Genomic DNA, 21,803 nt, shown 5'->3' with positions numbered 1-21,803 from the left:
GTTGCGCGGCTCCGATTCCGTTCAGTCGCGGATGCGGACCGAGAGGCACGTGACGCAGCCCTCGAGCTTCTCGAACTCGGTGATCGGCGTCGCGACCACCGTCAGCCCGCGCGCGGCGTAGCGCTCGGCTGTCTCCGGGGCATCCGCCGACATCAGCACCTCCGTCGGGCCGAGCACGACCACCGCCGTGCCGTGCTCCTCCGGCACCGCCTCGAAGACGGGGAACGCCGACGGATCGTCGACGAGCGGCTCGTACCCCACCACCGTGCCGTCGGGTAGCGCCGTCACACCGCTCTTGAGGTGCAGCACGCGCTCGACCGGCACCGCGACCACCGACCACCCGCGCGGGGCGAGCAGCGCGGTCAGCTGGGCGATGCCGTCCGCGTTCGTGCGGGCGGACGCGCCGACGTACACGGTCCGGCCGACCTTCAGGACGTCACCGCCGTCGAGGGTGCCCGGCGCCACGATCTCGGCCGTCTGCAGTCCGGTGTCCGCCAGGGCATCCCGCACCGACGCCGCCTCACCGCGGCGCGACGGCGCGCCGGCCCGGCACAGCACCGCGAGGTCGTCGAAGACGACCACGGCATCCTCGACGAAGACCCCGTCGGGCTGGTCGTCCGCGGGTGCGATCTCCTGGATCTGCCAACCGCGCGAACGGAAGACGTCGACGTACGCCTCCCACTGCCGCTGGGCGAGGTCGGCGTCGACCGACGTGCGACCGATGTGCGTGACCTCGCCGTCGGCGAGGCGGGGCGAGGGACGGCGGACCAGCAGACGCGACATGGCTCGACCCTAGTGGATCCCGCCGAGGCGTCCGCCGGCTGCCGCGTCAGCGTGCGCCGGGATAGTCCCGCTCGGCCGCGCCGACGTACAGCTGCTGCGGACGGCCGATCTTCGTCTGCGGATCGTGCTGCATCTCGCGCCAGTGCGCGAGCCATCCCGGGAGCCGCCCGATCGCGAACAGCGGCGTGAACATGCGCGTGGGAAAGCCCATCGCCTTGTAGATGACGCCGGTGTAGAAGTCCACGTTCGGGTACAGCCGGCGCTCCTTGAAGTAGTCGTCCTCCAGGGCGACCTGCTCCAGCTCCTGCGCGAGATCGAGCAGCGGGTCGTGCACGCCCAGCTCGGCGAGGATCTCGTCCGCCGACTCCTTGACGAGCTTCGCGCGCGGGTCGTAGTTCTTGTAGACGCGGTGTCCGAAGCCCATGAGCTTGACGCCGTCTTCCTTGTTCTTGACCCGCTCGACGAAGCGCTGCACGCTCTCGCCGGACTCCTGGATGCGCGCGAGCATGTCGAGCACGGCCTCGTTGGCGCCGCCGTGCAGCGGGCCGTAGAGGGCGTTGATGCCCGCCGAGATCGACGAGAACTGGTTGGCCCCTGTCGAGCCGACCAGTCGCACCGTCGAGGTCGACGCATTCTGCTCGTGGTCTTCGTGCAGGATCAGCAGCCGCTCGAGCGCGCGGGAGGTCACCGGGTTCACCTGGTACACCTCGGCGAGGTTGCCGAAGTTCAGCTTCAGGAAGTTGTCGACGAAGCTCAGCGAGTTGTCGGGGTAGAGGAAGGCCTGTCCGATGCTCTTCTTGTGCGCATAGGCGGCGATGACCGGGAGCTTCGCGAGCAGGCGGATCGTGTTGAGCTCGACGTGCTCGGGGTTGTTGGGGTCGGACTGCCCCTCGTAGTAGGTCGAGAGCGCGGCCGTGGCGGCCGAGAGCACCGACATCGGGTGCGCGGTGTGCGGAAGCGACGAGAAGAAGCGCTTGAGATCCTCGTGCAGCAGCGTGTGGTGGCGGATCTTGTCGTCCCAGTCGGCGAGCTCGTCGGCGGTCGGCAGCTCGCCGTAGAGCAGGAGCCACGCCACCTCGAGGTAGGTGCTGTTCTTCGCCAGCTGCTCGATCGGATACCCGCGGTAGCGCAGGATGCCCTCGTCGCCGTCGATGAAGGTGATGGCCGACTTCGTCGCCGCCGTGTTGACGAAGCCGTAGTCCAGGCTCGTATGTCCGGTCTGCTTCGTGAAGGTCGAGAAGTCGACGCTCGGCACGCCTTCGGTGCCGGTGAGGATCGGCAGTTCTGCGGTGCGGTCACCGACGGTGACCGTGGCCTTCTGGGGGTTTCCCGCGTCGCTCACGAAGCCTCCTTGCGGTCGTTGGGGGATCCTTTACAGCCTACTGGGCGCGCGGGCCTACTCAGATCCACCGCAAAGGAATCGGGAATCCGTAGGAGGAAAGCTACGAAGGTCTCAGCGCAGACGCGCAGCCGCGGCGCGGATGCGCTCGTCGCTCGCCGTCAGCGAGAAGCGGACGTGCTGCGGGAAGTGGGCCCCGTAGAAGTGTCCCGGCCCGGCGAGGATGCCGAGCTCCGCCAGGCGGCTCATCGACTCCCACGCATCCACCCCCTCGGTCGCCCACAGGTACAGGCCGCCCTCGGAGTGGTCGATGCGGAAGCCCGCCGCTTCCAGCGCGGGACGGAGGATGTCGCGCCGGACGCGGTAGCGCTCGCGCTGCGCCGCGACGTGGGCGTCATCGCCGAGCGCGACGGTCATCGCCGCCTGCACGGGCGCCGGCAGCATGAGCCCCAGGTGCTTGCGCGCCGTCAGCAGCCGCGCGACGAGCGCGTCGTCGCCGGCGAGGAAAGCGGCGCGGTATCCGGCCAGGTTCGACTGCTTGCTGAGGGAGTACACCGACAGGATGCCGCGGCGGTCTGACCCGACCACGCGGGGATCGAGGATGCTCGGCACCGGCTGCGTGGCCCACGGGCCGTCCCATCCGAGCTCGGCGTAGCACTCGTCGCTCACGACGATGGCACCGATCGCACGGCCGCGCTCGACCGCCGCGCGCAGCGCGTCGACGTCCAGGACGCGTCCGTCGGGGTTGCCGGGCGTGTTGAGCCAGACCAGCCGCGTGCCCTCGGGCCACTCGTCCGGGTCGTCGGCGGCGACCGGCGAGGCGCCGACGAGCTTCGCTCCCACCTCGTACGTCGGGTAGGCCGCGCGGGGGTGGACCACGACGTCGCCGGGCCCCAGGTCGAGCAGCAGCGGCAGCAGCGCCACCAGCTCCTTCGACCCGACGGTCGGCAGGACCTCCTGCGTGGTGAGGCCGGGAACGCCGCGGCGACGCGCGTACCAGTCGACGATCGCCTCGCGCAGCGCGGGCGACCCGACCGTCAACGGGTAGGAGTGCGCGTCGGTCGCTGCGCGCAGCGCGTCGGCCACGATCTCCGGGGTCGGATCGACGGGCGATCCGATGGAGAGGTCGACGATCCCGTCGGGGTGCGCCTTCGCGCGCGCGGCATAGGGTGCGACGGCATCCCACGGGTAGTCGTCGAGATCGCGGACGGCCATCAGTGCGTCTGCGGGGGAAGGGCCGAGATCACGGGATGGTCCTTCGCGATCACGCCGACCTTGGCCGCGCCGCCGGGCGAGCCGATGTCCTCGAAGAACTCGACGTTCGCCGTGTAGTAGTCCTGCCACTCCTCGGGCAGATCGTCTTCGTAGTAGATCGCCTCGACGGGGCAGACCGGCTCGCACGCGCCGCAGTCGACGCACTCGTCGGGGTGGATGTAGAGCGAACGCTCGCCTTCGTAGATGCAGTCGACGGGGCATTCGTCGATACAGGCACGATCCTTCACATCCACGCACGGCAGGGCGATCACATATGTCACGTCTTGAGTCTAGTTCGTGCCCGTGGTGTCGTCGTGAAGCGGGGCCGTCCGCCGAGCGGATGCCGGCAGCTGCGGCCAGGCGACGACGATCGCCGCCATCACGGGCACCGCGAAGGTCCAGATCAGCCCCGTCGACAGCTGCCCGTCGGCGGGGGCGGGCACGACGACCGATCCGCCCGGTCCCCGACCCGACAGCGCCAGGGTCGTCAGCAGCACGCCGAGCCCCGTGGCCAGGCCCGCCCACCGGTCGCCGGTGAGCAGACGGACGGCGAGAAGGAGCGCGCCCGTGCCGATGACGGCGACGACGAGCCCGACGGGAAGGGCGCCCCAGGAGGCGGCTTGCCCGATCGTCCCCGCGGCGCCGTAGACGAGTCCGATGACGGCGGCGACCGCCCACGTGCCGATCCGTGCGATTCTCACCCGGCGAGTCTACGTCGCCAGTCCCCACGCCCGCAGGAGCGCGGCGACGACCGCCGCGGCCACCACGACCACCAGGAACGGCGCGCGCAGGATCAGCAGTCCCGCCGCGATCACGACCGCCGGGACCCGGGCGTCGGCGACGATCTGCTGGCCGACGCCGAGCGTCTGCACCGCCACCAGCGCAGCCAGCAGGGCCACGGTGAGCAGATCGATCGATCGCTGCGCACGCGGAGCCTCGAACCATCGCGCGGGGATGACGTAGCCCAGCGCTTTGAGGGCGAGGCACAGCAGGGCCGCGACGAGCACCGCGGTCCAGAGCGTCATGTCCTCGCCCTCTCGCCGAACGCGTTGGTCCATCCCACGGCGATCGCCACGACGGCGGCGACCAGCACGGGAATCCCCGGCATGAGCACCGGCGTCAGGGCGGTCGCGACGACCGCCGCGGCGACGCCCACGGCGATCGCCTGCCGACGGCGCAGGCGCGGCCACAGCAACGCCAGGAAGGCGGCGGCCGCGGCCGCATCGAGACCGTACGCCCGGGGGTCACCGAGAACGTCGCCCAGCAGGCCGCCGGCGAGCGTGGAGAGGTTCCAGCCGATGTAGATGCCGATACCGGTCACCCAGAACCCGATGCGACGAGCCCGCGGCTCGGAGTGGGCGAGCGCGACGGCGGTCGACTCGTCGATCGTCAGATGCGGCGCGAAGAGGCGCCGCCAGCCGGAGCCGACGACCGGCGCCATCCGCAGACCGTACGCGATGTTGCGCGCCCCCAGCAGCACGGCCGAGGCGATCGCCGCCGGGGCCGCGGCGACTCCCCCGGCGCCGATGACGCCGACGAACGCGAACTGGGATCCTCCCGTGAACATCACGAGGCTGAGCAGGCACGTCTGCCACACGTCCAGCCCGGAGGCCACGGACAGGGCGCCGAACGACACGCCGTAGGCGCTCGTGGCGACCGCGACGCCGACGCCTTCGCGCCACGCACGGCGCTCGGCGGCAGTGCGCGCGCTCCCGGCATCCATGGACACCATCATCACGAGCCGACGCGCGTTCGTCAAACCGAACGAATGTTTGCCATACTGAACGACATGGATGCCCTCGGCCCTCGGATCTCGCACGCCCTCCGCCGCGAACGCGACCGCGCCGGGCTGAGCGTGTCGGAGCTCGCCCGTCGGGCCGGTGTCGGCAAGGCCACCGTGTCGCAGCTCGAATCCGGCACGGCCAACCCCAGTGTCGAGACCTTGTGGGCGATCGCGACGGCGCTGGACGTGCCGTTCGCCGTGTTCGTGGCGGAGCCCGACGAGGCTCCCACGCTCATCCGCGCCCGCGACGGCAGCGGCATCCGCGCGTCGGACGCGCCGTACGAGGCGCTGCTGCTGGCGGCGGGGGCTCCGCAGTCGCGCAGCGACCTGTACCTCCTGCGTGCCGAGCCCGGCTCACCCCGCTCGTCGCAGCCGCACTCCCCCGGCACGACGGAGCACGTCGTCATCGTCACGGGCTCCGCGCTCGTCGGGCCCACGGACGCACCGGTGGAGCTCGGCCCCGGAGACTATCTGCGCTACCGCGGAGATGCTCCGCACGTGTTCGAGGCCCGCCGCCCCGGCACCACCGCCGTCCTCGTCTCCGAGGTGCGCTGACCCCCGCCGCGAGCCGCTATCCCCCGGGCGAACCGCCACGCTCCGCCGGATGGCGGCTCGGCCGGAGCGTGGCGGTTCGGCGACGGGCGGCGCGCTTACGCGCCGGCGTCCTGGCGCTTCGCGCGGGAGGCGGCGCGACCGCGCTCGGTTGCGTCGAGCACGACCTTGCGGATGCGCACCTTCTCGGGGGTGACCTCGACGCATTCGTCGTCGCGCGCGAACTCGAGCGACTCCTCCAGCGTGAGCACGCGCGGCGGCGTCATCGACTCGAAGGAGTCGGAGGTCGACGAGCGCATGTTCGTCAGCTTCTTCTCCTTCGTGATGTTGACGTCCATGTCGTCGGCGCGTGAGTTCTCGCCGATGACCATGCCCTCGTAGACCTCTTCGGTCGGCTGCACGAAGAAGCTCATGCGCTCCTGCAGCGCGATCATCGCGAACGGCGTGACGACGCCCTGGCGGTCCGCGACGATGGATCCGTTCTGGCGCGTCGTGATCTGACCGGCCCAGTCGTCGTACCCGTGCGAGATCGCGTTGGCGATGCCGGTGCCGCGCGTGATCGTGAGGAACTCGCTGCGGAAGCCGATGAGACCGCGCGAGGGCACGACGAACTCCATGCGCACCCAGCCGGTGCCGTGGTTGGTCATCGTGTCCATCCGACCCTTGCGGGCGGCCATGAGCTGGGTGATCGCGCCGAGGTGCTCCTCGGGGGCGTCGATCGTCAGGTGCTCGAACGGCTCCTTGAGCTTGCCGTCCTCGCCGCGGCGGGTGACTACCTGCGGCTTGCCGACCGTCAGCTCGAAGCCCTCGCGACGCATGTTCTCGACGAGGATGGCGAGGGCCAGCTCGCCGCGGCCCTGCACCTCCCAGGCGTCGGGGCGTCCGATGTCGACGACCTTGAGCGAGACGTTGCCGATGAGCTCACGGTCGAGGCGGTCCTTCACCATGCGCGCCGTCAGCTTGTGCCCCTTGACCTTGCCCATCAGCGGCGACGTGTTCGTGCCGATGGTCATCGAGATCGCGGGGTCGTCGACCGTGATGGCCGGCAGCGGCCGCACGTCCTCGGGGTCGGCGATCGTCTCGCCGATCGTGATGTCCTCGATGCCGGCGATGGCGACGATGTCGCCGGGGCCGGCGGACTCGGCCGGGTAGCGCTCGAGCGCACGGGTCTTCAGCAGCTCGGTGATCCGTGCGTTGGAGTGCGTGCCGTCGTGGCGCACCCACGCGACGGTCTGGCCCTTCTTCAGGGTGCCGTTGAAGACGCGCAGCAGCGCCAGGCGGCCGAGGAACGGCGAGGAGTCGAGGTTGGTGACCCAGGCCTGCAGGGGCGCCTCGTCGTCGTACGCGGGAGCCGGGACGTGCTCGAGGATCGCCTCGAACAGCGGCTCGAGGTCGTCGTTGTCGGGCAGCTCGCCGTTGGCGGGACGGTTGCGCGAGGCGGCGCCGGCACGGCCGGACGCGTAGACGACGGGAACGTCCAGCAGGGCGTCGACGTCGAGGTCGGGCACGTCGTCGACGAGGTCGCCGGCGAGACCCAGCAGAAGGTCGTGCGCCTCCTCCTCGACCTCGGCGATGCGCGCGTCGGGGCGGTCGGTCTTGTTGACCAGCAGGATCACCGGCAGCTTCGCCTCCAGCGCCTTACGAAGGACGAAGCGCGTCTGCGGCAGAGGGCCCTCCGAGGCATCCACCAGCAGAACGACGCCGTCGACCATCGACAGACCGCGCTCGACCTCGCCGCCGAAGTCGGCGTGGCCGGGGGTGTCGATCACGTTGATCGTGACCGGCACCTCGGTGTGCAGGCCGTTGTAGGTGATCGCCGTGTTCTTGGCGAGGATCGTGATGCCCTTCTCGCGCTCGAGGTCGTTCGAGTCCATCGCCCGCTCCTCCATGTGCTCGTGAGAGCCGAACGAGCCGGTCTGACGGAGCATGGCATCCACGAGCGTCGTCTTGCCGTGGTCGACGTGCGCGACGATCGCGACGTTGCGGAGATCCGGACGGAGGGCGTGCGCCATGGAGATGACCTAACGAGAAAGGGAGACGCTCCGAGCAGAGCGCCTCCCATTCTACAAGCCGGATGCCGCGGCGTCCCCCGCGGCATCGCCGGTGCCGACCGTCACGCCGGAGCGGCGTCTCCGGGAACCTCGTCGGCGTCGACGCCGGCGGCCAGATCGGCCAGGCGCCGGTCGCGACGCTCGCGCTGGATCTCCGGGTCGGGGACGGGGACGGCGGCCAGCAGCCGCTTGGTGTACGCCTGCTGCGGGCGGCGCATGATCTGGTCGCGGCTGCCCACCTCGACGAGCGCGCCGTGGCGCATCACGGCGATGCGGTCGGCGAGCTCGTCGATGACGGCGAGGTCGTGGCTGATGAACAGGCACGCGAACCCGCGCTCGCGCTGGAGGTCCTTCAGCAGCTCGAGCACCGTCGCCTGCACCGAGACGTCCAGCGCGCTGGTGGGCTCGTCGGCCACGAGCACCTTCGGGTTCAGCGCGAGCGCGCGGGCGATGCCGACACGCTGCTTCTGGCCGCCGGAGAGCTCGTGCGGGTAGCGCGAGGCGTACTCGCGCGGCAGGCGCACCGAGTCCAGCAGCGCCCGGACGCGCTTGTCGAGCGGGGCGCCCTTGATCTTCTCCGACAGCAGGATCGGCTCGGCGATGGAGTCGCCGATGGTCATGCGCGGGTTCAGCGAGCTGGAGGGGTCCTGGAAGACGATGCCCACCTCGTGGTGCAGCGCGTGCAACTGATCGCGGCCGGCCTTCGAGATGTCCATCCCGGCCACCTCGAGACGTCCGGAGTGGATCGGCAGCAGGCCGATCGTCGCGCGTCCGATCGTCGTCTTGCCCGACCCCGACTCGCCGACGAGGCCCAGCACTTCGCCCTGATAGATCTTCAGGTCGATGTGGTCCGCCGCGCGGAAAGCCGGCACGCGGCCGCGCTTGGGGTACTCGATCGCGACGTCGTCGAAGGAGACGACGACCGGAGCGGTCGGATGGGCCGCCTCGGGAGCCTGCAGGTCCTCGGTGGTGATCCGCGGCACGGCCGCCAGGAGCGCACGCGTGTACGGATGCTGCGGATCGGCGAACACCTCGGCCACGGCGCCCGTCTCGACGATGTCGCCCTGACGCATGACCACGATGCGGTCGGCCATGTCGGCGACGACGCCCATGTCGTGCGTGATGAGCAGGATCGCGGAGCCGAGCCGGTCCTGCAGCTTGCGCATCAGCTCGAGGATCTCGGCCTGCACCGTCACGTCGAGGGCCGTGGTGGGCTCGTCGGCGACCAGCAGCAGCGGGTCGCAGGACAGCGACTGCGCGATCATCGCGCGCTGGCGCTGACCGCCGGACAGCTGGTGGGGGTAGGAGTCGAACGCCTTCACCGGGTCGGGCAGCTCGACGAGGGTCAGCAGCTCGATCGCTCGCGCCTTGGCCTCCGCCGGGGAGACGCCGAAGTGCTGGCGCAGGGTCTCCACGATCTGGAACCCGACGGTCAGCACCGGGTTCAGCGCGGTCATCGGCTCCTGGAAGATCATCGAGATCTGGTTGCCGCGGATCTCCTGCATGTCGCGCGGCTTCATCCCGATCAGCTCGCGGCCGTCGAGCTTCGCACTGCCGCTCACCCGCGAGTTCTTCGGGAGGAGCCCGAGCAGCGACATCGACGAGACGCTCTTGCCCGAGCCGGACTCGCCGACGATGGCGAGCACCTCCCCCGAGGCGATCGAGTACGACACGTGCCGCGCCGCGGGCACCCAATAGCCGTCGACGCCGAAGTCGACATTGAGGTCCGTGACCTCGAGCACCGGGCCGCGATCGGGCTGGTGCGCCTCAGTGGTGGGCAGCATGCCGCGGGACGTTCTCATCGGCGGGTTCCTTCTGTTGTGCGTGCGAACGGACTCGTGATCCGGGATGCGACGATGGGGGGATGACGGAAGATGTGCGCCAGTACCGGTCGACCACCAACACCGTGATCTCGATCGGCGCGTGGGCGGCGATCGCCGTGGGGGCGATGCTCGTCGTGCTGGTGGGCGCGGCGCGGACGTCGGCGTACCTGTGGGGCCTGGTGCCGCTGGCTCTGCTGGCCGTGCTGGTCGCCGAGCTGTTCTGGCGTCCGCGCATCCACTGGGATGACGCCGCCATCACGCTCGTCAACCCGTACGCGACCGTCGAGATCCCGTGGACGATCGTGGTCGACATCGACACGCGCTTCGCTCTGACCGTCGTCACGCCGGGCCGGCGGTACCGGTCGTCTGCGGCTCCGGCCGCCGGCGCGCTCACGCGACCCCGCGGCGGGCGCGACAGCCTCGGACCGCATCAGGAGGGCGGCGTCCTGCGCAAGTCCGACGCGCTGGGCACCGACTCGGGCGACGCCGCCTACATCGTGCGCGGCGTCTGGAGCGCACTGGTCGAACAGGAGCGCATCCCTCTCGGACGCGCGGCCAGCGACCGCGCCCACACCCGCGTGCACGTCGGCGCCATCGCGCTCACCGTGCTGCTGGTCGGCGCGACGTTCCCGGCGCTGCTGAACCTCTGACCGCATCCGGCTTACTCCGGATCCTGCAGGGTCGGCGTTCCGGTCCGGGGGTTCTGCGCACCGGCATCCATCAGCGACGTCGGCGGCGCGACATCCGGCTCGACGCCGTTCGCACGGTCCTTCGTGCGACGGCGGGAGAACCGGCGGCTGCGCGGGTCGAACGCCTCGCGCAGCGCGTCGCCGAAGATGTTCGCCGACAGCGCCAGCACGACGATGAACAGGGCGGGCCACCAGAACAGCCACGGACGCACGGTGAACGCCGACTGGTTCACGCCGATGAGCAGACCCAGCGACACATCAGGAGAGCGGATGCCGTAGCCCAGCAGCGAGATCGCCGCCTCGAGCAGGATCGCGCCGGCCGCCAGGAGCGAGCCCGAGACGATGATGACGCCGGTCGCGTTGGGCAGGATGTGGCGGAAGATGATCCGGGCGTCGGAGGCGCCGGCCACGCGCGCGGCCTCCACGAACTCGCGCTCGCGCAGCGAGAGGAACTCGCCGCGCACCAGGCGGGCGATGACCATCCAGCTGAAGAAGCCGAGCATGATGCCGAGCACCCACACGCCGACGGCGCCGGCCCAGTTTCCGACGACCGCCGCGATGACGATGGCCGGGATCACGATGAACACGTCCGTCAAGCGCATGAGGACGGCATCCACCCACCCGCGGAAGTAGCCGGCGATGGCGCCGACGGTCACACCCACCACGAGCGCGATGCCCGTGATGAGCACCATGGCGACGAACGAGTTCTGGATGCCGCGCATCGTCATCGCGAAGTAGTCGCGACCGATGCGGTCCTGGCCGAAGGGGTGGTCGCCGAGCGAGAACGGGATCAGCGTCAGCGTCGGCTCGCCGCCGTTCACGCTGTTCGACAGGTCGTACCAGTTGTACTTCCACCAGCCCGGGATGGGGCCCACGCCGACGGCGCTCGTCGCGAACGCGACGACGGCCAGCAGCACGATGGCGGCGATGAGGCCGACCTTCTGCGAGAGGAAGCGACGCCAGATGATGCGGCTCTGGCTGACCGAGCGCGTCTCCTCGACGTCACCGGGGGCTTCGGAGATGGTGCTGGACATCAGCGGACCCTCACTCTCGGGTCGAGTGCCGCATACGCGAGATCGGCAAGGAAGTTGAACAGGATGGCCATGAAGGCGATGACGATGAAGTAGCCCATCACGGGGTACAGGTCACCCGGCCCCAGGGATCTCTGGAACAGGGCGCCCATGCCGGGGATCGCGAAGATGAACTCGGTGATGATCGCCCCACCCAACAAGCCGCCGAGGTCCGTCGCGACCAGCGTCGTGATGGGGATGAGCACGTTGCGGAACGCGTGACGGACGACGACGACGCGCTCAGGCATGCCCTTGGCGCGGGCGGTGCGCACGTAGTCCTGGCTGAGCACCTCGATCATGCCCGCGCGCGCGTAGCGCGTGTAGCCGGCGAACGAGATCGTGAGCAGCGACACCGTGGGAAGCAGCAGGTGGAAGAAGACGTCGAGACCGACGCGCCACATGTTGTCCGGGGCGTAGCCGGGGGTGGACGAGCCGACGGTCGCGATCGGGCGACCGTTCATGTCGTCCATGTACCCGGGGAAGGACTGCATGAAGCGGTCGATCAGGATGATGACGCTGACCAGGATCGCGACGAGCACCCCGATGCGCATGTTCTGCGCGCGGTCGTCGCCGCCCACGAAGAAGCCGGTGGCGAGTCCGACCGCGAGGGCGATCACGAACAGGATGACGAGCGTCCAGAAGGTCGACACGTCGAACAGGCCCTGGAGCGCGAAGTAGCAGACGATGCCGACGACGGCGACGATGCCGGCGGTCAGCAGCGCGCGGCGCTGACGCAGCCCCGCGATGAGGAGGGTCACGCCGAGCGCGGCTCCCGCGCTCAGCACGATCACGCCGATGGGCCCGAACCCGGGCGTGAGGAACCAGCCGGTGGCGCTCATGTACAGCAGCAGGCCCGCGGTGAGCACGAAGCTCGTGCCCCCGGAGGTCAGCCGCCGGCGGGCGTCCCCGCCCACCACGGCTTGGACGATGAGGGCGACCACGAGTCCGATGACGATCGAGACCACGATGGGGATCACCGGATCCTGCAGGAAGTCATTGAAGCCGATCGCGACGAAGTTCTTCAGCAGCGCGGCCGCGAGGAACGACGGCAGCGAGTACAGGAACAGGCTCAGCACCGTGAAGGACACGTCGAAGCCGCTGTTCTCGCGGAGGGCGGAGAGGATGCCGGTGGAGATACCGAACAGGATGGCCAGCAGCAGCGCCGCTGTGACCATCTGAACCGTGGAGACCATGGCGATCGGCAGGACGTCCGTCACGGGCGCGCCCTGGAACGTGGTGCCGAGGTCGCAGGCGTTGGCGAACGGGATGAGGCACTTGGCGGCTCCCCCGACCCACATCGCCCACCGCAGCGGCGGCGCCACATCGAGGTTGGCGAGCTGGATGCGCGCCTCGATGAGCTGCTGCTTGTTGGGGTTGTTCGACGCGCGCAGATCCTCGAGCGGATCCGTGGACAACGCGACGAGGTTGAACATCACGAAGGATGCCGCAAGAAGGATGAGGATCGACACACCGACCCTACGGAGAATGAAACCGACCAAAGGTCACTCACTTCGACGTGCGACGGGACGGCGGCATCGGGTTGCGATCGCCCGTCCCATCGGTTGACAGACAGGGGCCAGGGTGGCGCCTTCGGGATCTACCGTAGACGCCACCCTGGCGTGGGTACTACTTGGTGTTGGTGCTCTTCTTGACGGACCACTCCCAGTTGTTCCAGATCGGACCGGTCTGGTTGCCCATGTACTTCACGCCGTCCAGCTTGCTGGAGACGCCGTAGATGCCGGGTGCCTGGAAGAGGGGCAGGCCGTAGCCCTCGGTGAAGGCGGTCTTGTCGATCGCCAGCATGAGGTCGGTCAGCTTGTCCTTGTCGACGGTGGTCTGCGTGGCCACGGCGTCGTCGTTGGCCGCGGTGAAGCGGTTGTAGTTACCGCCGCCGTCCGAGGCGAACAGCTGCGGGATCTGCGCCGTGCCGATGCCGGCCGAGATCCAGCCGAACAGCGACGCGTCGTAGTTGCCGCCGGCGAGGAGCGTCGACCACTTGGGGTCTCCGCCGTCGACGACCTGGAAGCCGGCCTTCGCCGCCGAGGACTGGATCGCCTGGAACTCGTCCACGCGGTTCGGGTTCTTGGTGTTGTAGAGGATCTTCACGGTCGGCGTCTTGCCGGCGAGGAGCTCCTTGGCCTTGGCGATGTTCTCGTCGAGCTTCGACGGGTCGTACTTGTCCGAACCGTTCTGCTTGACCGTGGTCGCGTACTCCGACTGGCTCGGCAGCCACAGCTGCGAGTCGAGGACCTTGGCGTCGGGGTTGACCGGCGTCACGATCGCGTCGAGGATCTGCTGGCGCGGGATCGTGAGCAGGAACGCCTCACGGACCGTCGCGTCGCTGAAGACCTCGGAGCCGAAGTTCAGGTCGAGGTGGTCGTAGGAGACCTGGTCACCGGTGATGACCTGGGCGCCGGAGACGGCCTCGAGCGACTTCTTGGTGTCGGCGGACGCCTGCGGGTAGACGAGGTCGACCTCGCCGTTCTGCAGGGCGGTCACCTGGGCGGCAGCGTCACCGATGATGCGCATGACGAGCTTGTCGATCTTCGGGGCGAGGTTGCCCGTGTAGTTCGGGTTGTGCTCGAACGTGAGCGACTGGCCGGGCGTCCACGCCGACAGGACCCACGGGCCCGACGTGACGAGGAGGTCCTTGTCGGTCGGGAACGACGTGATGTCGTAGCCGGTGTTGACGAAGTCGGCAGCCTTCTTCAGCGTGTCGTTGACGGCGACGGGAGCGGCCGGGTCGCCCTTGGGCAGGCCCTCGAGCAGCTTCGTCAGGTCGGCGGCCGTCGACAGGCCCGCCTTCTTCGCCACGACGTGCGCGGGCTGGGCGATCGGGTTGAAGATGTCCCAGTCCACGTAGGGCTCGGAGTACTTCAGGGTGATCGACGTGTTGTCGTCGCCGACCTCGGGGAAGTCGGTCGAGTTGATGCCCGCGGTCGAGCCGGCGATCTGGAAGTACTGCGTGCCGCCGGTGACGTTGCCGTCCGCGTCGGTGGTCGCGTCGTCGTAGTGGCCCGAGGCGATCGCCCAGGCGAGGACCATGTCGTCGGCGGTGATGGGCTCACCGTCGGACCACTTGAGGTCCTTCTTCAGCGTGTACTTGACGGTCAGCGGGTCGTCCGAGGTCTTCTCGTACGTGCCGAACGACTCGTCCTTGACGACGTTGAAGCTGTTGTCCGGGTAGAAGAACCCGCCCGTGGTCAGGTAGACGTACTGGCCGTTGGTGTCCAGGTTGCCCTGCGGCGTGTTGCTGTTCAGCGACGTCAGGTCGTTCACGATGGCCATCGTGACGGTGCCACCGGTCGGCGCAGCGTCGGTGGCGTTGCCACCACCGCTGGCCGTGCAGCCCGTCAGGGCGAGGGCGCCGGCCGCGGTGACCGCGGCAAGTGCTCCCCAGCGTGACTTCTTCAATTTTCCTCCTGGGTAAGGGATGGATGCGCAGGCGGGTGAAACACCCACGGCGCGGATACCGAAACCATAAGTTCTGATCAGCGTTGATCAAAACCGTTAGGGAAAACGTTACAGACCCTTAACTCAGTTCCGGGCACATCTGGCAATCTGACAAGATGAGCGATTCTCTCACCGGCGAACTGCCAAGAACGAGGAGGCTGCACACCCGACTCTGGTGGGAGATCGGAATCGTGCTCGCCCTGTCGGTCGGACGCTCCGCCGTCTTCTCGGTGCTCTCCCTCGTGCAGGCGCTGACGAGGGAGCAGGCGCTGGGCGACCAGTCGACCTCGCTCAACCCGGGCGCCAACGCGGCGCAGTTCTGGGACGTGCTGAACCAGCTCGTCAGCCAGCTCTTCGCGTTCGCTCCGATCGCCCTCGCGATCTACCTGCTGTGGGAGCCGGGAGTCTCGGCGTTCCGCCGCATCGGGCTGGACTTCCGCATGTTCGGCAAGGACCTCGGCGCGGGCGCGCTGCTGGTCGCCGTCATCGGCATCCCGGGGCTCGGGCTCTACGTCGCCGGCCGGGCGCTCGGCATCACCGTCCAGGTGGATGCCGCGCCGCTGGACGCGTCGTGGTGGACGATCCCCCTGCTGCTGCTCGCGGCGGTCCGTGCGGGGCTGACGGAGGAGGTCATCTTCATCGGCTATCTGTTCGACCGGCTGCGACGCCTGGGGTGGGGCACGTGGACCATCATCCTGTCGACGGCCGCGCTGCGCGGCGCGTACCACGCCTACCAGGGGTGGGGTCCGATCGCGGGCAACGTCGCGATGGGCATCGTGTTCGGCTGGGTCTACCACCGCTGGGGGCGGGTCATGCCGCTCGTCATCGCCCACACCCTCATCGACGTGATCGCGTTCGTGGGCTACCCGCTCGCCGCCGCCTGGTGGCCCGGCATCTTCTCCTGATCCGCCACCCGCGCCCCGCGCGCGACGCCACACCCGCGCCGAGACATCACCTCCGCGCCGAGACACACGATCTGCAGTGGTTTCTCGGCGCGAGAGGTGTGTCTCACACGGCGGTCGGCGCGGGCGGGGCGGGCGTCAGGCGAAGGCCTCCGGCGGCGGGCAGGCGCAGACCAGGTTGCGGTCGCCGTACGCGTTGTCGATCCGTCGCACGGGCGGCCAGTACTTGGTGCGCACGAGGCTGTGCACGGGGTACACGGCGAGCTCGCGGGTGTACGGATGCGTCCACTCCCCCACGGCGATCGACTCCGCGGTGTGCGGCGCGTTCGCGAGCGGGTTGTCGTCGGCGGGCCAGGTGCCGGATGCCACGGCATCCGCCTCGGCCCGGATCGCGATCATGGCCTCGATGAAGCGCTCGATCTCGCCCAGGTCCTCGGACTCGGTCGGCTCGACCATCAGCGTGCCCGCGACCGGGAAGGACATCGTCGGCGCATGGAAGCCGTAGTCGATCAGCCGCTTGGCGACGTCGTCGACGCTCACGCCGGTCGCCTCCTTGAGGGGCCGCAGGTCGAGGATGCTCTCGTGCGCGACGAGACCGCCCTCACCCGCGTACAGCACCGGGTAGTGATCGCGCAGACGCACGGCGATGTAGTTGGCGGCCAGCACGGCGGCCCCCGTCGCCTCCCGCAGCCCGTCGGCTCCCATCATCCGGATGTACGCCCACGAGATCGGCAGGATGGATGCCGAGCCGTACGGCGCCGCCGAGATCGGTCCGCCGTCGAAGACGAAGCCGCCCGCGTGCTCGGCGCGCTGCGCCAGCGGGTGCGACGGCAGGAACGGCGCGAGGTGCGCCTTCGCCGCGACCGGTCCGACGCCGGGCCCGCCGCCGCCGTGCGGGATCGCGAACGTCTTGTGCAGGTTCAGGTGCGACACGTCGCCGCCGAGGTCGCCGAAGCGGGCGAAGCCGACGAGCGCGTTCATGTTGGCGCCGTCGACGTACACCTGTCCCCCGGCCTCGTGCACCGCGGCGGTGATGTCCACGACGTCCTGCTCGTAGACGCCGTGGGTCGACGGGTAGGTGATCATGAGTGCCGCCAGGGCGTCGGCGTGCGTCACGATCTTCGCGCGGAGGTCGGCGAGGTCGACGTTGCCGGCCTCGTCGCAGGCGACCACGACGACCCGCATCCCGGCGAGCACGGCGGATGCCGCGTTGGTGCCGTGGGCCGACGACGGGATGAGACAGACGTCGCGCTGCACGTCGCCCCGGGAGTGGTGGTAGCCGCGGATCGCCAGCAGGCCCGCCAGCTCCCCCTGCGAACCGGCGTTCGGCTGCAGGGAGACCGCGTCGTACCCGGTGATCTCGGCCAGCCACGACTCGAGCTGCTCGATGAGCACGAGGTAGCCCGCGACGTCGTCCGCCGGGGCGAACGGGTGCACGCGCGCGAACTCGGGCCACGACACCGCCGCCATCTCGGTGGCGGCGTTGAGCTTCATCGTGCACGAGCCCAGCGGGATCATCCCGCGATCGAGCGCGTAGTCGCGGTCGGCGAGCTGCTTGAGGTAGCGCATCATCGCCGTCTCGGAGTGGTGCGCCTGGAACACGGGGTGCGTCAGGAACTCGTCGACCCGCCACAGCGACGACGGCACCGACGCGGGAAGCGGCCCGCTGACGAATCCGAACGCGCGCTGCTCGGGTCCGCCGAAGACCTGGACGAGGGCGTGGACGTCCGCGGGCGTCGTGGTCTCGTCGACCGAGATGCCGACCGAGTCGGTGTCGCGGAACCACAGCTGGAAGCCGCGCTCGCGCGCCGCGTCGACGACGGCGCCCGCGCGCCCGGGGACCTTCACGACCACGGTGTCGAAGAAGCTCTCGTGGAGCACCTCGTTTCCCGCGTCGACGAGCCAGTCGCGAAGCAGCGCCGCGGTCGCGGCGACCTCGGCGGCGATGCGGCGCAGTCCGTCGGGGCCGTGGTACACGGCGTACATCGAGGCCATCACGGCCAGGAGAACCTGCGCGGTGCAGATGTTCGAGGTCGCCTTCTCGCGGCGGATGTGCTGCTCACGGGTCTGCAGCGACAGCCGGTAGGCGGGGCGGCCCGCGGCATCCACCGAGACGCCCACGAGGCGTCCGGGCAGCTGCCGCTCGAGGCCGGAACGGACCGCCATGTAGCCCGCGTGCGGGCCACCGAAGCCCATCGGCACGCCGAAGCGCTGCGTGGTGCCGACCGCGATGTCCGCGCCGAGCGAGCCCGGCGACCGCAGCAGGGTGAGCGCGAGCAGGTCGGCCGCGACGACGACGAGACCGCCCTGCGCCTGCACCGCCGCGATGACGTCGCTGGGATCCCAGATGCGTCCCGTCGCGCCGGGGTACTGGACGAACGCCCCGAACACGTCGAGATCGGCGGGCAGGAGGCTCTCCCCGTAGGAGGTCTCCCGCACCTCGATGCCGAGCGCGGCCGCGCGGTGCGCGAGCAGCGCCTTGGTCTGCGGGAGCGCGTCGGCGTCGACCAGGAAGACGGTGCTCTTCGACCTCGACGCGCGGCGGGCGACCAGCATGCCCTCCACGACGGCGGTCGATTCGTCCAGCATCGACGCATTGGCGGTCGCCAGGCCCGTCAGATCGGTGACCATGGTCTGGAAGTTGATGAGGGCTTCGAGGCGGCCCTGCGAGATCTCCGGCTGGTAGGGCGTGTACGCGGTGTACCAGGACGGGTTCTCGAAGACGTTGCGCGCGATCACCGACGGGGTCAGCGTGTCGTAGTAGCCCAGCCCGATCATCGACCTCGCCGGCCGGTTCTGCGACGCGAGCTCGCGCAGCTCCGCGAGCGCCTGCGCCTCGGTCGCCGCCGGGGGGATGGCGCTGTCGGCGACGGGGGCGGCGTGGATGGATGCCGGGACGGCGCGGTCCACGAGCGCGCCGACGCTGTCGTAGCCGAGCGCGCTGAGCATCTCGGCCTGGGCGGCGGCGTCGGTGCCGATGTGCCGGTCGCGGAAGGGCGCCGTGTTCACTCCTCGCCGCCCGTGAGCGCGACGTAGGCGGCCCGGTCCAGGAGCGCATCGACATCGCTCGGGTCGACCTGGATCTTCACGAGCCACCCGCCGTCGAAGGCGCCGCTGTTCACGAGGGAGGGGTCGTCGACCACGGCGTCGTTGATCGCGACGACCTCGCCGGACAGCGGTGCGTAGAGCTCGCCGACCGACTTGGTCGACTCGATCTCGCCGCAGACCGTGTTCGCGGTGACGGTGGAGCCGACCGCGGGGAGGTCGACGTAGACGACGTCGCCGAGCTTGTCGGCCGCGTAGTCGGTGATGCCGACGGTGGCGACGTCGCCGTCGAGGGCGACCCACTCGTGTTCTTCGGTGTACTTGAGGGCGGTCAGGTCGGTCATGCGGTCCTCCGGTAGAAAGGCAGGGCGGTCACGGTCGCGGGGATGAGCGTTCCCCGCACGTCGATGAAGAGCGAGGTGCCGGCTTCGGCGAGCGCCGGCGGGACGAAGGCCATGGCGACGGGGTGCCCGAGCGTCGGGCTGAGCGCCCCGCTGGTGATCTCGCCGACGGGGGTGCCCGCGGCATCCACCACGGCGTAGCCGGCGCGGCCGGCGCGACGTCCCTCGGCCACGAGACCGACCAGCACGGGCAGATCGTCGGATGCCGCGGCGAGCGCGTCCTTGCCGACGAACTCGTCCTTGTCGCCGGCGACGACGCGGCCGAGCCCCGCCTGGGCCGGCAGGATCGCCGTCGACAGTTCGTGTCCGTGCAGCGGCATGCCGGCTTCGAGCCGGAGGGTGTCGCGCGCGGCGAGGCCGGCGGGGACGAGGCCGAGCGGCTCCCCCGCCTCGAGCAGGGCGTCCCACAGCGCCGGGGCGAGGGCGTTCGGCACCATCAGTTCGAAGCCGTCCTCCCCGGTGTACCCGGTGCGCGCGATGAACAGGTTCTCGTCCTGGAACCGCCCCGCGGACCAGGCGTAGTAGCCGAGGTCGGCGAGCGCCGGCTGCACGTCCGTGACGCCGGCCGTCGCTTCCACGATCTCGCGGGCGCGCGGACCCTGCACGGCGATCAGCGAGGTCTGGTCGGAGATGTCCTCGATGCGCGCGCGCTCGGTGCCGACGACGAACCCGACGGCGCCGTCTGCGGGAACCTCCCTGCCGGACCGCACGATCTCCGCCGCGCGGTCGACCCGCGCCGAGAACGCGTCGGCGACGAGGGCGCGGTTGCCGGCGTTGGAGATCACCAGGAAGTACTCGTCGCCGGTGCGGTAGACGATGACGTCGTCGATCACGCCGCCCTGATCGTCGAGCAGCAGCGAGTACTTGGCCTTCCCGACCTTCATCGTGGAGATGCGGCCGGCGAGCGCGTAGTCGAGGAAGGCGGCCGCGCCCGAGCCGGTCACGAGGAACTCCGCCATGTGCGAGATGTCGAACAGGCCCGCGGCCGTGCGGACGGCGTGATGCTCGGCCAGGTCGGAGGTGTAGCGCACCGGCATGTCCCACCCGCCGAAGTCGGTGAAGGAGGCTCCGAGCGCGGCGTGGCGATCGGCGAGTGCGGTGGTGCGGAGGTCTGGCATGAGTTCTCCCCGAGATCGGGCGGGCGGATGCCGGGACCGGCAGCCGGGAACTCCCCCTCTGTCATGGGCCTGAGAGTTTCACCGGCTCCGTCTGCACGGGTGCCGGCTTTCACCGTCGGCGGATCCCCCCACAGCGGGGATCGCTTTCCAGAGCGGCCGGACGCGAGCGGTACGCGGACCTGAGAGATTGGCGGGGAGGCTTGCTCCTTCGGTGTCCGGGCCCCGTCGAGAACGTGGATGCCGGAGCTCTCCCGCACACGTCATGCGGCCTGTCTTCAGTTGCCCTGTCAGCATAGCGCCCACGCCGGGTGTGCGTTCAGCCCGTGCAGCGGCCGGATCCGACCGTGGGCGACGCGGAGGTCACCGAGGCGAGGTCGGGGCGCAGCACCGAGGTCGTCATCGCGTACCCGCGCCCTTCGCCGTCCGCGCCGCGCGCGAAGACCACGCCCACGACTTCGCCGTCGCCGGTCAGCAGCGGCCCACCGGAGTTGCCGGGCTGCACGTCGGCGTCGAGGGCGTAGATCTCGCGGGGCGCCGCGGAGGCGTCGTAGATGTCGGGCACGGGGACGGAGGCGACCGACAGCACGCCGGCGGAGATGCTCGTGAACGGTCCGCCGTGCGGGTAGCCCTGCACGGCGGCCTGCGTTCCGGGCGCGGCCGGGTCGGCGAGGGGAAGCGGCGTGGCGGCGAGGTCTCCGATCGAGATGACCGCGAGGTCGTCCACGGCATCGAACAGGACGATGCGCCCTTCCGTGGCGCGCCCGCCGGGAAGCTCGACGACGGGGGTGTCGACTCCCGCGACGACGTGCGCGTTGGTCACGACGAGTCCCGGCGCGGCGACGAACCCCGAGCCCGTCATCGACACGCCGCAGGCGTACGCGGTGCCGCTGACGCGGGCGACCGATGCCGACGCGGCCTGCAGCTGGGGGTCGTCGAGGGTGATGGGCGGATCGGTCGGTGCCACCACCGCACCGATGGCCGCTTCGAGCCGCGGGAGGCCGTCGGACAGCAGCGCGCCGCGCGCCGTGGCCAGGGCTTCGTCCAGGGGCGCCGGGGTGAGGGCGTCGATCGCGCCGAGCACCCGCGACGAGGCGACGGCCGACGAGACGTACGGGATGCCGGCGGTCGCGAGCCCGGAGGAGACGAGCAGGAGTGCCAGCGCCGTCGCGACGGTCGTCAGCACGCCCCCGAGGAAGCGCTCGAGCCCGCGGAGCCGGCTGCGGTCGACGCCCCGGCGCACCGCCCTGCCGATCGCGGCGCCGGCCGCCGTGCCGATCACGACCAGGCCGATCGCGGCGGCGGCGAGCGCCGCGGTGCGGGCGCCGCCGGACGGGATCACGGTGGAGAGCCACGGCGTCGCGAGGGGAAGCAGCCAGAGGGCGGCGGCGGCGCCGACGATCATGCCGATGACGCTGCCCAGGCTCGCGAAGAACCCGCGGGCGATGCCCGCCGCGAACGCGATGAGCAGGGCCGCGGCGGCGATGATGTCGACGATGAGCACGGGGTGACCTCCGCCGACACCGTACCCGGCCGTCCTCGG

19 protein-coding genes and 2 riboswitches are annotated in these 21,803 nt (G+C 70.2%); of the genes, 3 read left to right on the top strand and 16 right to left on the bottom strand.

The window, feature by feature from the left end:
• Nucleotides 1-21: 21 nt before the first annotated feature.
• The 7 genes from ddaH to AC1Q49_RS05520 form a co-directional block, all read right to left on the bottom strand.
• Complete coding sequence (ddaH, locus tag AC1Q49_RS05550; RefSeq protein WP_492491163.1) at nucleotides 22-783, bottom strand: dimethylargininase; 762 nt, start codon at nucleotides 781-783, stop codon at nucleotides 22-24.
• A 46-nt stretch (nucleotides 784-829) separates the two neighbouring features.
• Nucleotides 830-2,125, bottom strand: coding sequence for a citrate synthase (locus AC1Q49_RS05545; RefSeq protein ID WP_060960156.1), 1,296 nt, complete (start codon nucleotides 2,123-2,125; stop codon nucleotides 830-832).
• A 111-nt stretch (nucleotides 2,126-2,236) separates the two neighbouring features.
• Nucleotides 2,237-3,337, bottom strand: coding sequence for a succinyldiaminopimelate transaminase (gene dapC / locus AC1Q49_RS05540; protein ID WP_101306062.1), 1,101 nt, complete (start codon nucleotides 3,335-3,337; stop codon nucleotides 2,237-2,239).
• Nucleotides 3,337-3,657, bottom strand: a complete 321-nt coding sequence (gene fdxA / locus AC1Q49_RS05535; RefSeq protein WP_060960154.1) for a ferredoxin — start codon at nucleotides 3,655-3,657, stop codon at nucleotides 3,337-3,339. Before fdxA ends, dapC begins: the two co-directional genes overlap by 1 nt.
• Before the next feature lie 9 nt (nucleotides 3,658-3,666).
• Nucleotides 3,667-4,077, bottom strand: coding sequence for a hypothetical protein (locus AC1Q49_RS05530; RefSeq protein ID WP_060960153.1), 411 nt, complete (start codon nucleotides 4,075-4,077; stop codon nucleotides 3,667-3,669).
• Nucleotides 4,078-4,086: 9 nt separating this feature from the next.
• Nucleotides 4,087-4,401 carry an AzlD domain-containing protein gene (locus AC1Q49_RS05525; protein ID WP_101306061.1) on the bottom strand — a complete coding sequence of 105 codons (315 nt, stop codon included), beginning with the start codon at nucleotides 4,399-4,401 and terminating at the stop codon, nucleotides 4,087-4,089.
• Complete coding sequence (locus tag AC1Q49_RS05520; RefSeq protein WP_101307210.1) at nucleotides 4,398-5,099, bottom strand: AzlC family ABC transporter permease; 702 nt, start codon at nucleotides 5,097-5,099, stop codon at nucleotides 4,398-4,400. The genes AC1Q49_RS05525 and AC1Q49_RS05520 overlap by 4 nt, the downstream gene beginning before the upstream one ends.
• A 45-nt stretch (nucleotides 5,100-5,144) precedes the next feature.
• On the opposite strand from AC1Q49_RS05520, the gene AC1Q49_RS05515 reads away from it, so the two are divergent.
• Nucleotides 5,145-5,714, top strand: coding sequence for a helix-turn-helix domain-containing protein (locus AC1Q49_RS05515; RefSeq protein ID WP_345788064.1), 570 nt, complete (start codon nucleotides 5,145-5,147; stop codon nucleotides 5,712-5,714).
• A 95-nt stretch (nucleotides 5,715-5,809) separates the two neighbouring features.
• On the opposite strand, the gene typA is transcribed toward AC1Q49_RS05515, so the two are convergent.
• Complete coding sequence (gene typA / locus AC1Q49_RS05510) at nucleotides 5,810-7,723, bottom strand: translational GTPase TypA (protein ID WP_061782245.1); 1,914 nt, start codon at nucleotides 7,721-7,723, stop codon at nucleotides 5,810-5,812.
• A gap of 101 nt (nucleotides 7,724-7,824) precedes the next feature.
• On the bottom strand, nucleotides 7,825-9,564 hold the full coding sequence (locus AC1Q49_RS05505) for an ABC transporter ATP-binding protein (protein ID WP_060960150.1): 1,740 nt from the start codon (nucleotides 9,562-9,564) through the stop codon (nucleotides 7,825-7,827).
• A gap of 62 nt (nucleotides 9,565-9,626) precedes the next feature.
• Here AC1Q49_RS05505 and AC1Q49_RS05500 point away from each other — a divergent pair, with 62 nt between their 5' ends.
• Nucleotides 9,627-10,235 (top strand): hypothetical protein, encoded by a 609-nt coding sequence (locus AC1Q49_RS05500; RefSeq protein WP_492491162.1) that lies wholly within the window; start codon nucleotides 9,627-9,629, stop codon nucleotides 10,233-10,235.
• An 11-nt stretch (nucleotides 10,236-10,246) separates the two neighbouring features.
• Here the strand turns inward: AC1Q49_RS05500 and AC1Q49_RS05495 are convergent, their stop codons facing one another.
• The 3 genes from AC1Q49_RS05495 to AC1Q49_RS05485 all read right to left on the bottom strand — a co-directional run bounded on the left by AC1Q49_RS05495 (nucleotide 10,247) and on the right by AC1Q49_RS05485 (nucleotide 14,758).
• Nucleotides 10,247-11,308 (bottom strand): ABC transporter permease, encoded by a 1,062-nt coding sequence (locus AC1Q49_RS05495; protein ID WP_060960148.1) that lies wholly within the window; start codon nucleotides 11,306-11,308, stop codon nucleotides 10,247-10,249.
• Nucleotides 11,308-12,813 (bottom strand): ABC transporter permease, encoded by a 1,506-nt coding sequence (locus AC1Q49_RS05490; protein ID WP_191008404.1) that lies wholly within the window; start codon nucleotides 12,811-12,813, stop codon nucleotides 11,308-11,310. Before AC1Q49_RS05490 ends, AC1Q49_RS05495 begins: the two co-directional genes overlap by 1 nt.
• A 157-nt stretch (nucleotides 12,814-12,970) precedes the next feature.
• Nucleotides 12,971-14,758: an ABC transporter family substrate-binding protein gene (locus tag AC1Q49_RS05485; protein WP_060960146.1), complete on the bottom strand. Its 1,788-nt coding sequence runs from the start codon at nucleotides 14,756-14,758 to the stop codon at nucleotides 12,971-12,973.
• Between the two features lie 155 nt (nucleotides 14,759-14,913).
• On the opposite strand from AC1Q49_RS05485, the gene AC1Q49_RS05480 reads away from it, so the two are divergent.
• A complete protein-coding gene (locus AC1Q49_RS05480) occupies nucleotides 14,914-15,702 on the top strand; it encodes a CPBP family intramembrane glutamic endopeptidase (protein ID WP_060960145.1) in 789 nt (262 codons plus the stop codon).
• Nucleotides 15,703-15,837: 135 nt separating this feature from the next.
• On the opposite strand, the gene gcvP is transcribed toward AC1Q49_RS05480, so the two are convergent.
• The 4 genes from gcvP to AC1Q49_RS05460 all read right to left on the bottom strand — a co-directional run bounded on the left by gcvP (nucleotide 15,838) and on the right by AC1Q49_RS05460 (nucleotide 21,764).
• Complete coding sequence (gcvP, locus tag AC1Q49_RS05475; RefSeq protein ID WP_492491177.1) at nucleotides 15,838-18,648, bottom strand: aminomethyl-transferring glycine dehydrogenase; 2,811 nt, start codon at nucleotides 18,646-18,648, stop codon at nucleotides 15,838-15,840.
• Between the two features lie 56 nt (nucleotides 18,649-18,704).
• Nucleotides 18,705-19,088 carry a glycine cleavage system protein GcvH gene (gene gcvH, locus AC1Q49_RS05470; RefSeq protein WP_060960143.1) on the bottom strand — a complete coding sequence of 128 codons (384 nt, stop codon included), beginning with the start codon at nucleotides 19,086-19,088 and terminating at the stop codon, nucleotides 18,705-18,707.
• The gene (locus AC1Q49_RS05465; RefSeq protein ID WP_205282699.1) at nucleotides 19,085-20,263 is read right to left on the bottom strand and encodes a glycine cleavage system aminomethyltransferase GcvT; all 1,179 of its coding nucleotides are present in this window, start codon (nucleotides 20,261-20,263) and stop codon (nucleotides 19,085-19,087) included. The genes gcvH and AC1Q49_RS05465 overlap by 4 nt, the downstream gene beginning before the upstream one ends.
• Nucleotides 20,264-20,314: 51 nt before the next feature.
• A riboswitch (glycine riboswitch) is annotated at nucleotides 20,315-20,419 on the bottom strand.
• 1 nt (nucleotide 20,420) lies between these two features.
• Nucleotides 20,421-20,527: riboswitch (glycine riboswitch) on the bottom strand.
• Nucleotides 20,528-20,579: 52 nt separating this feature from the next.
• Entirely contained in the window at nucleotides 20,580-21,764 is a 1,185-nt protein-coding gene (locus AC1Q49_RS05460) for a MarP family serine protease (RefSeq protein ID WP_061782247.1), read from the bottom strand.
• Between the last annotated feature and the right edge of the window lie 39 nt (nucleotides 21,765-21,803).

The sequence above is a fragment of the Microbacterium sp. MPR-TSA4 genome (assembly GCF_058792815.1).
The sequence above is the reverse complement of the archived record's forward strand: the minus strand, read 5'-3'. Positions and strand labels throughout refer to the sequence as shown.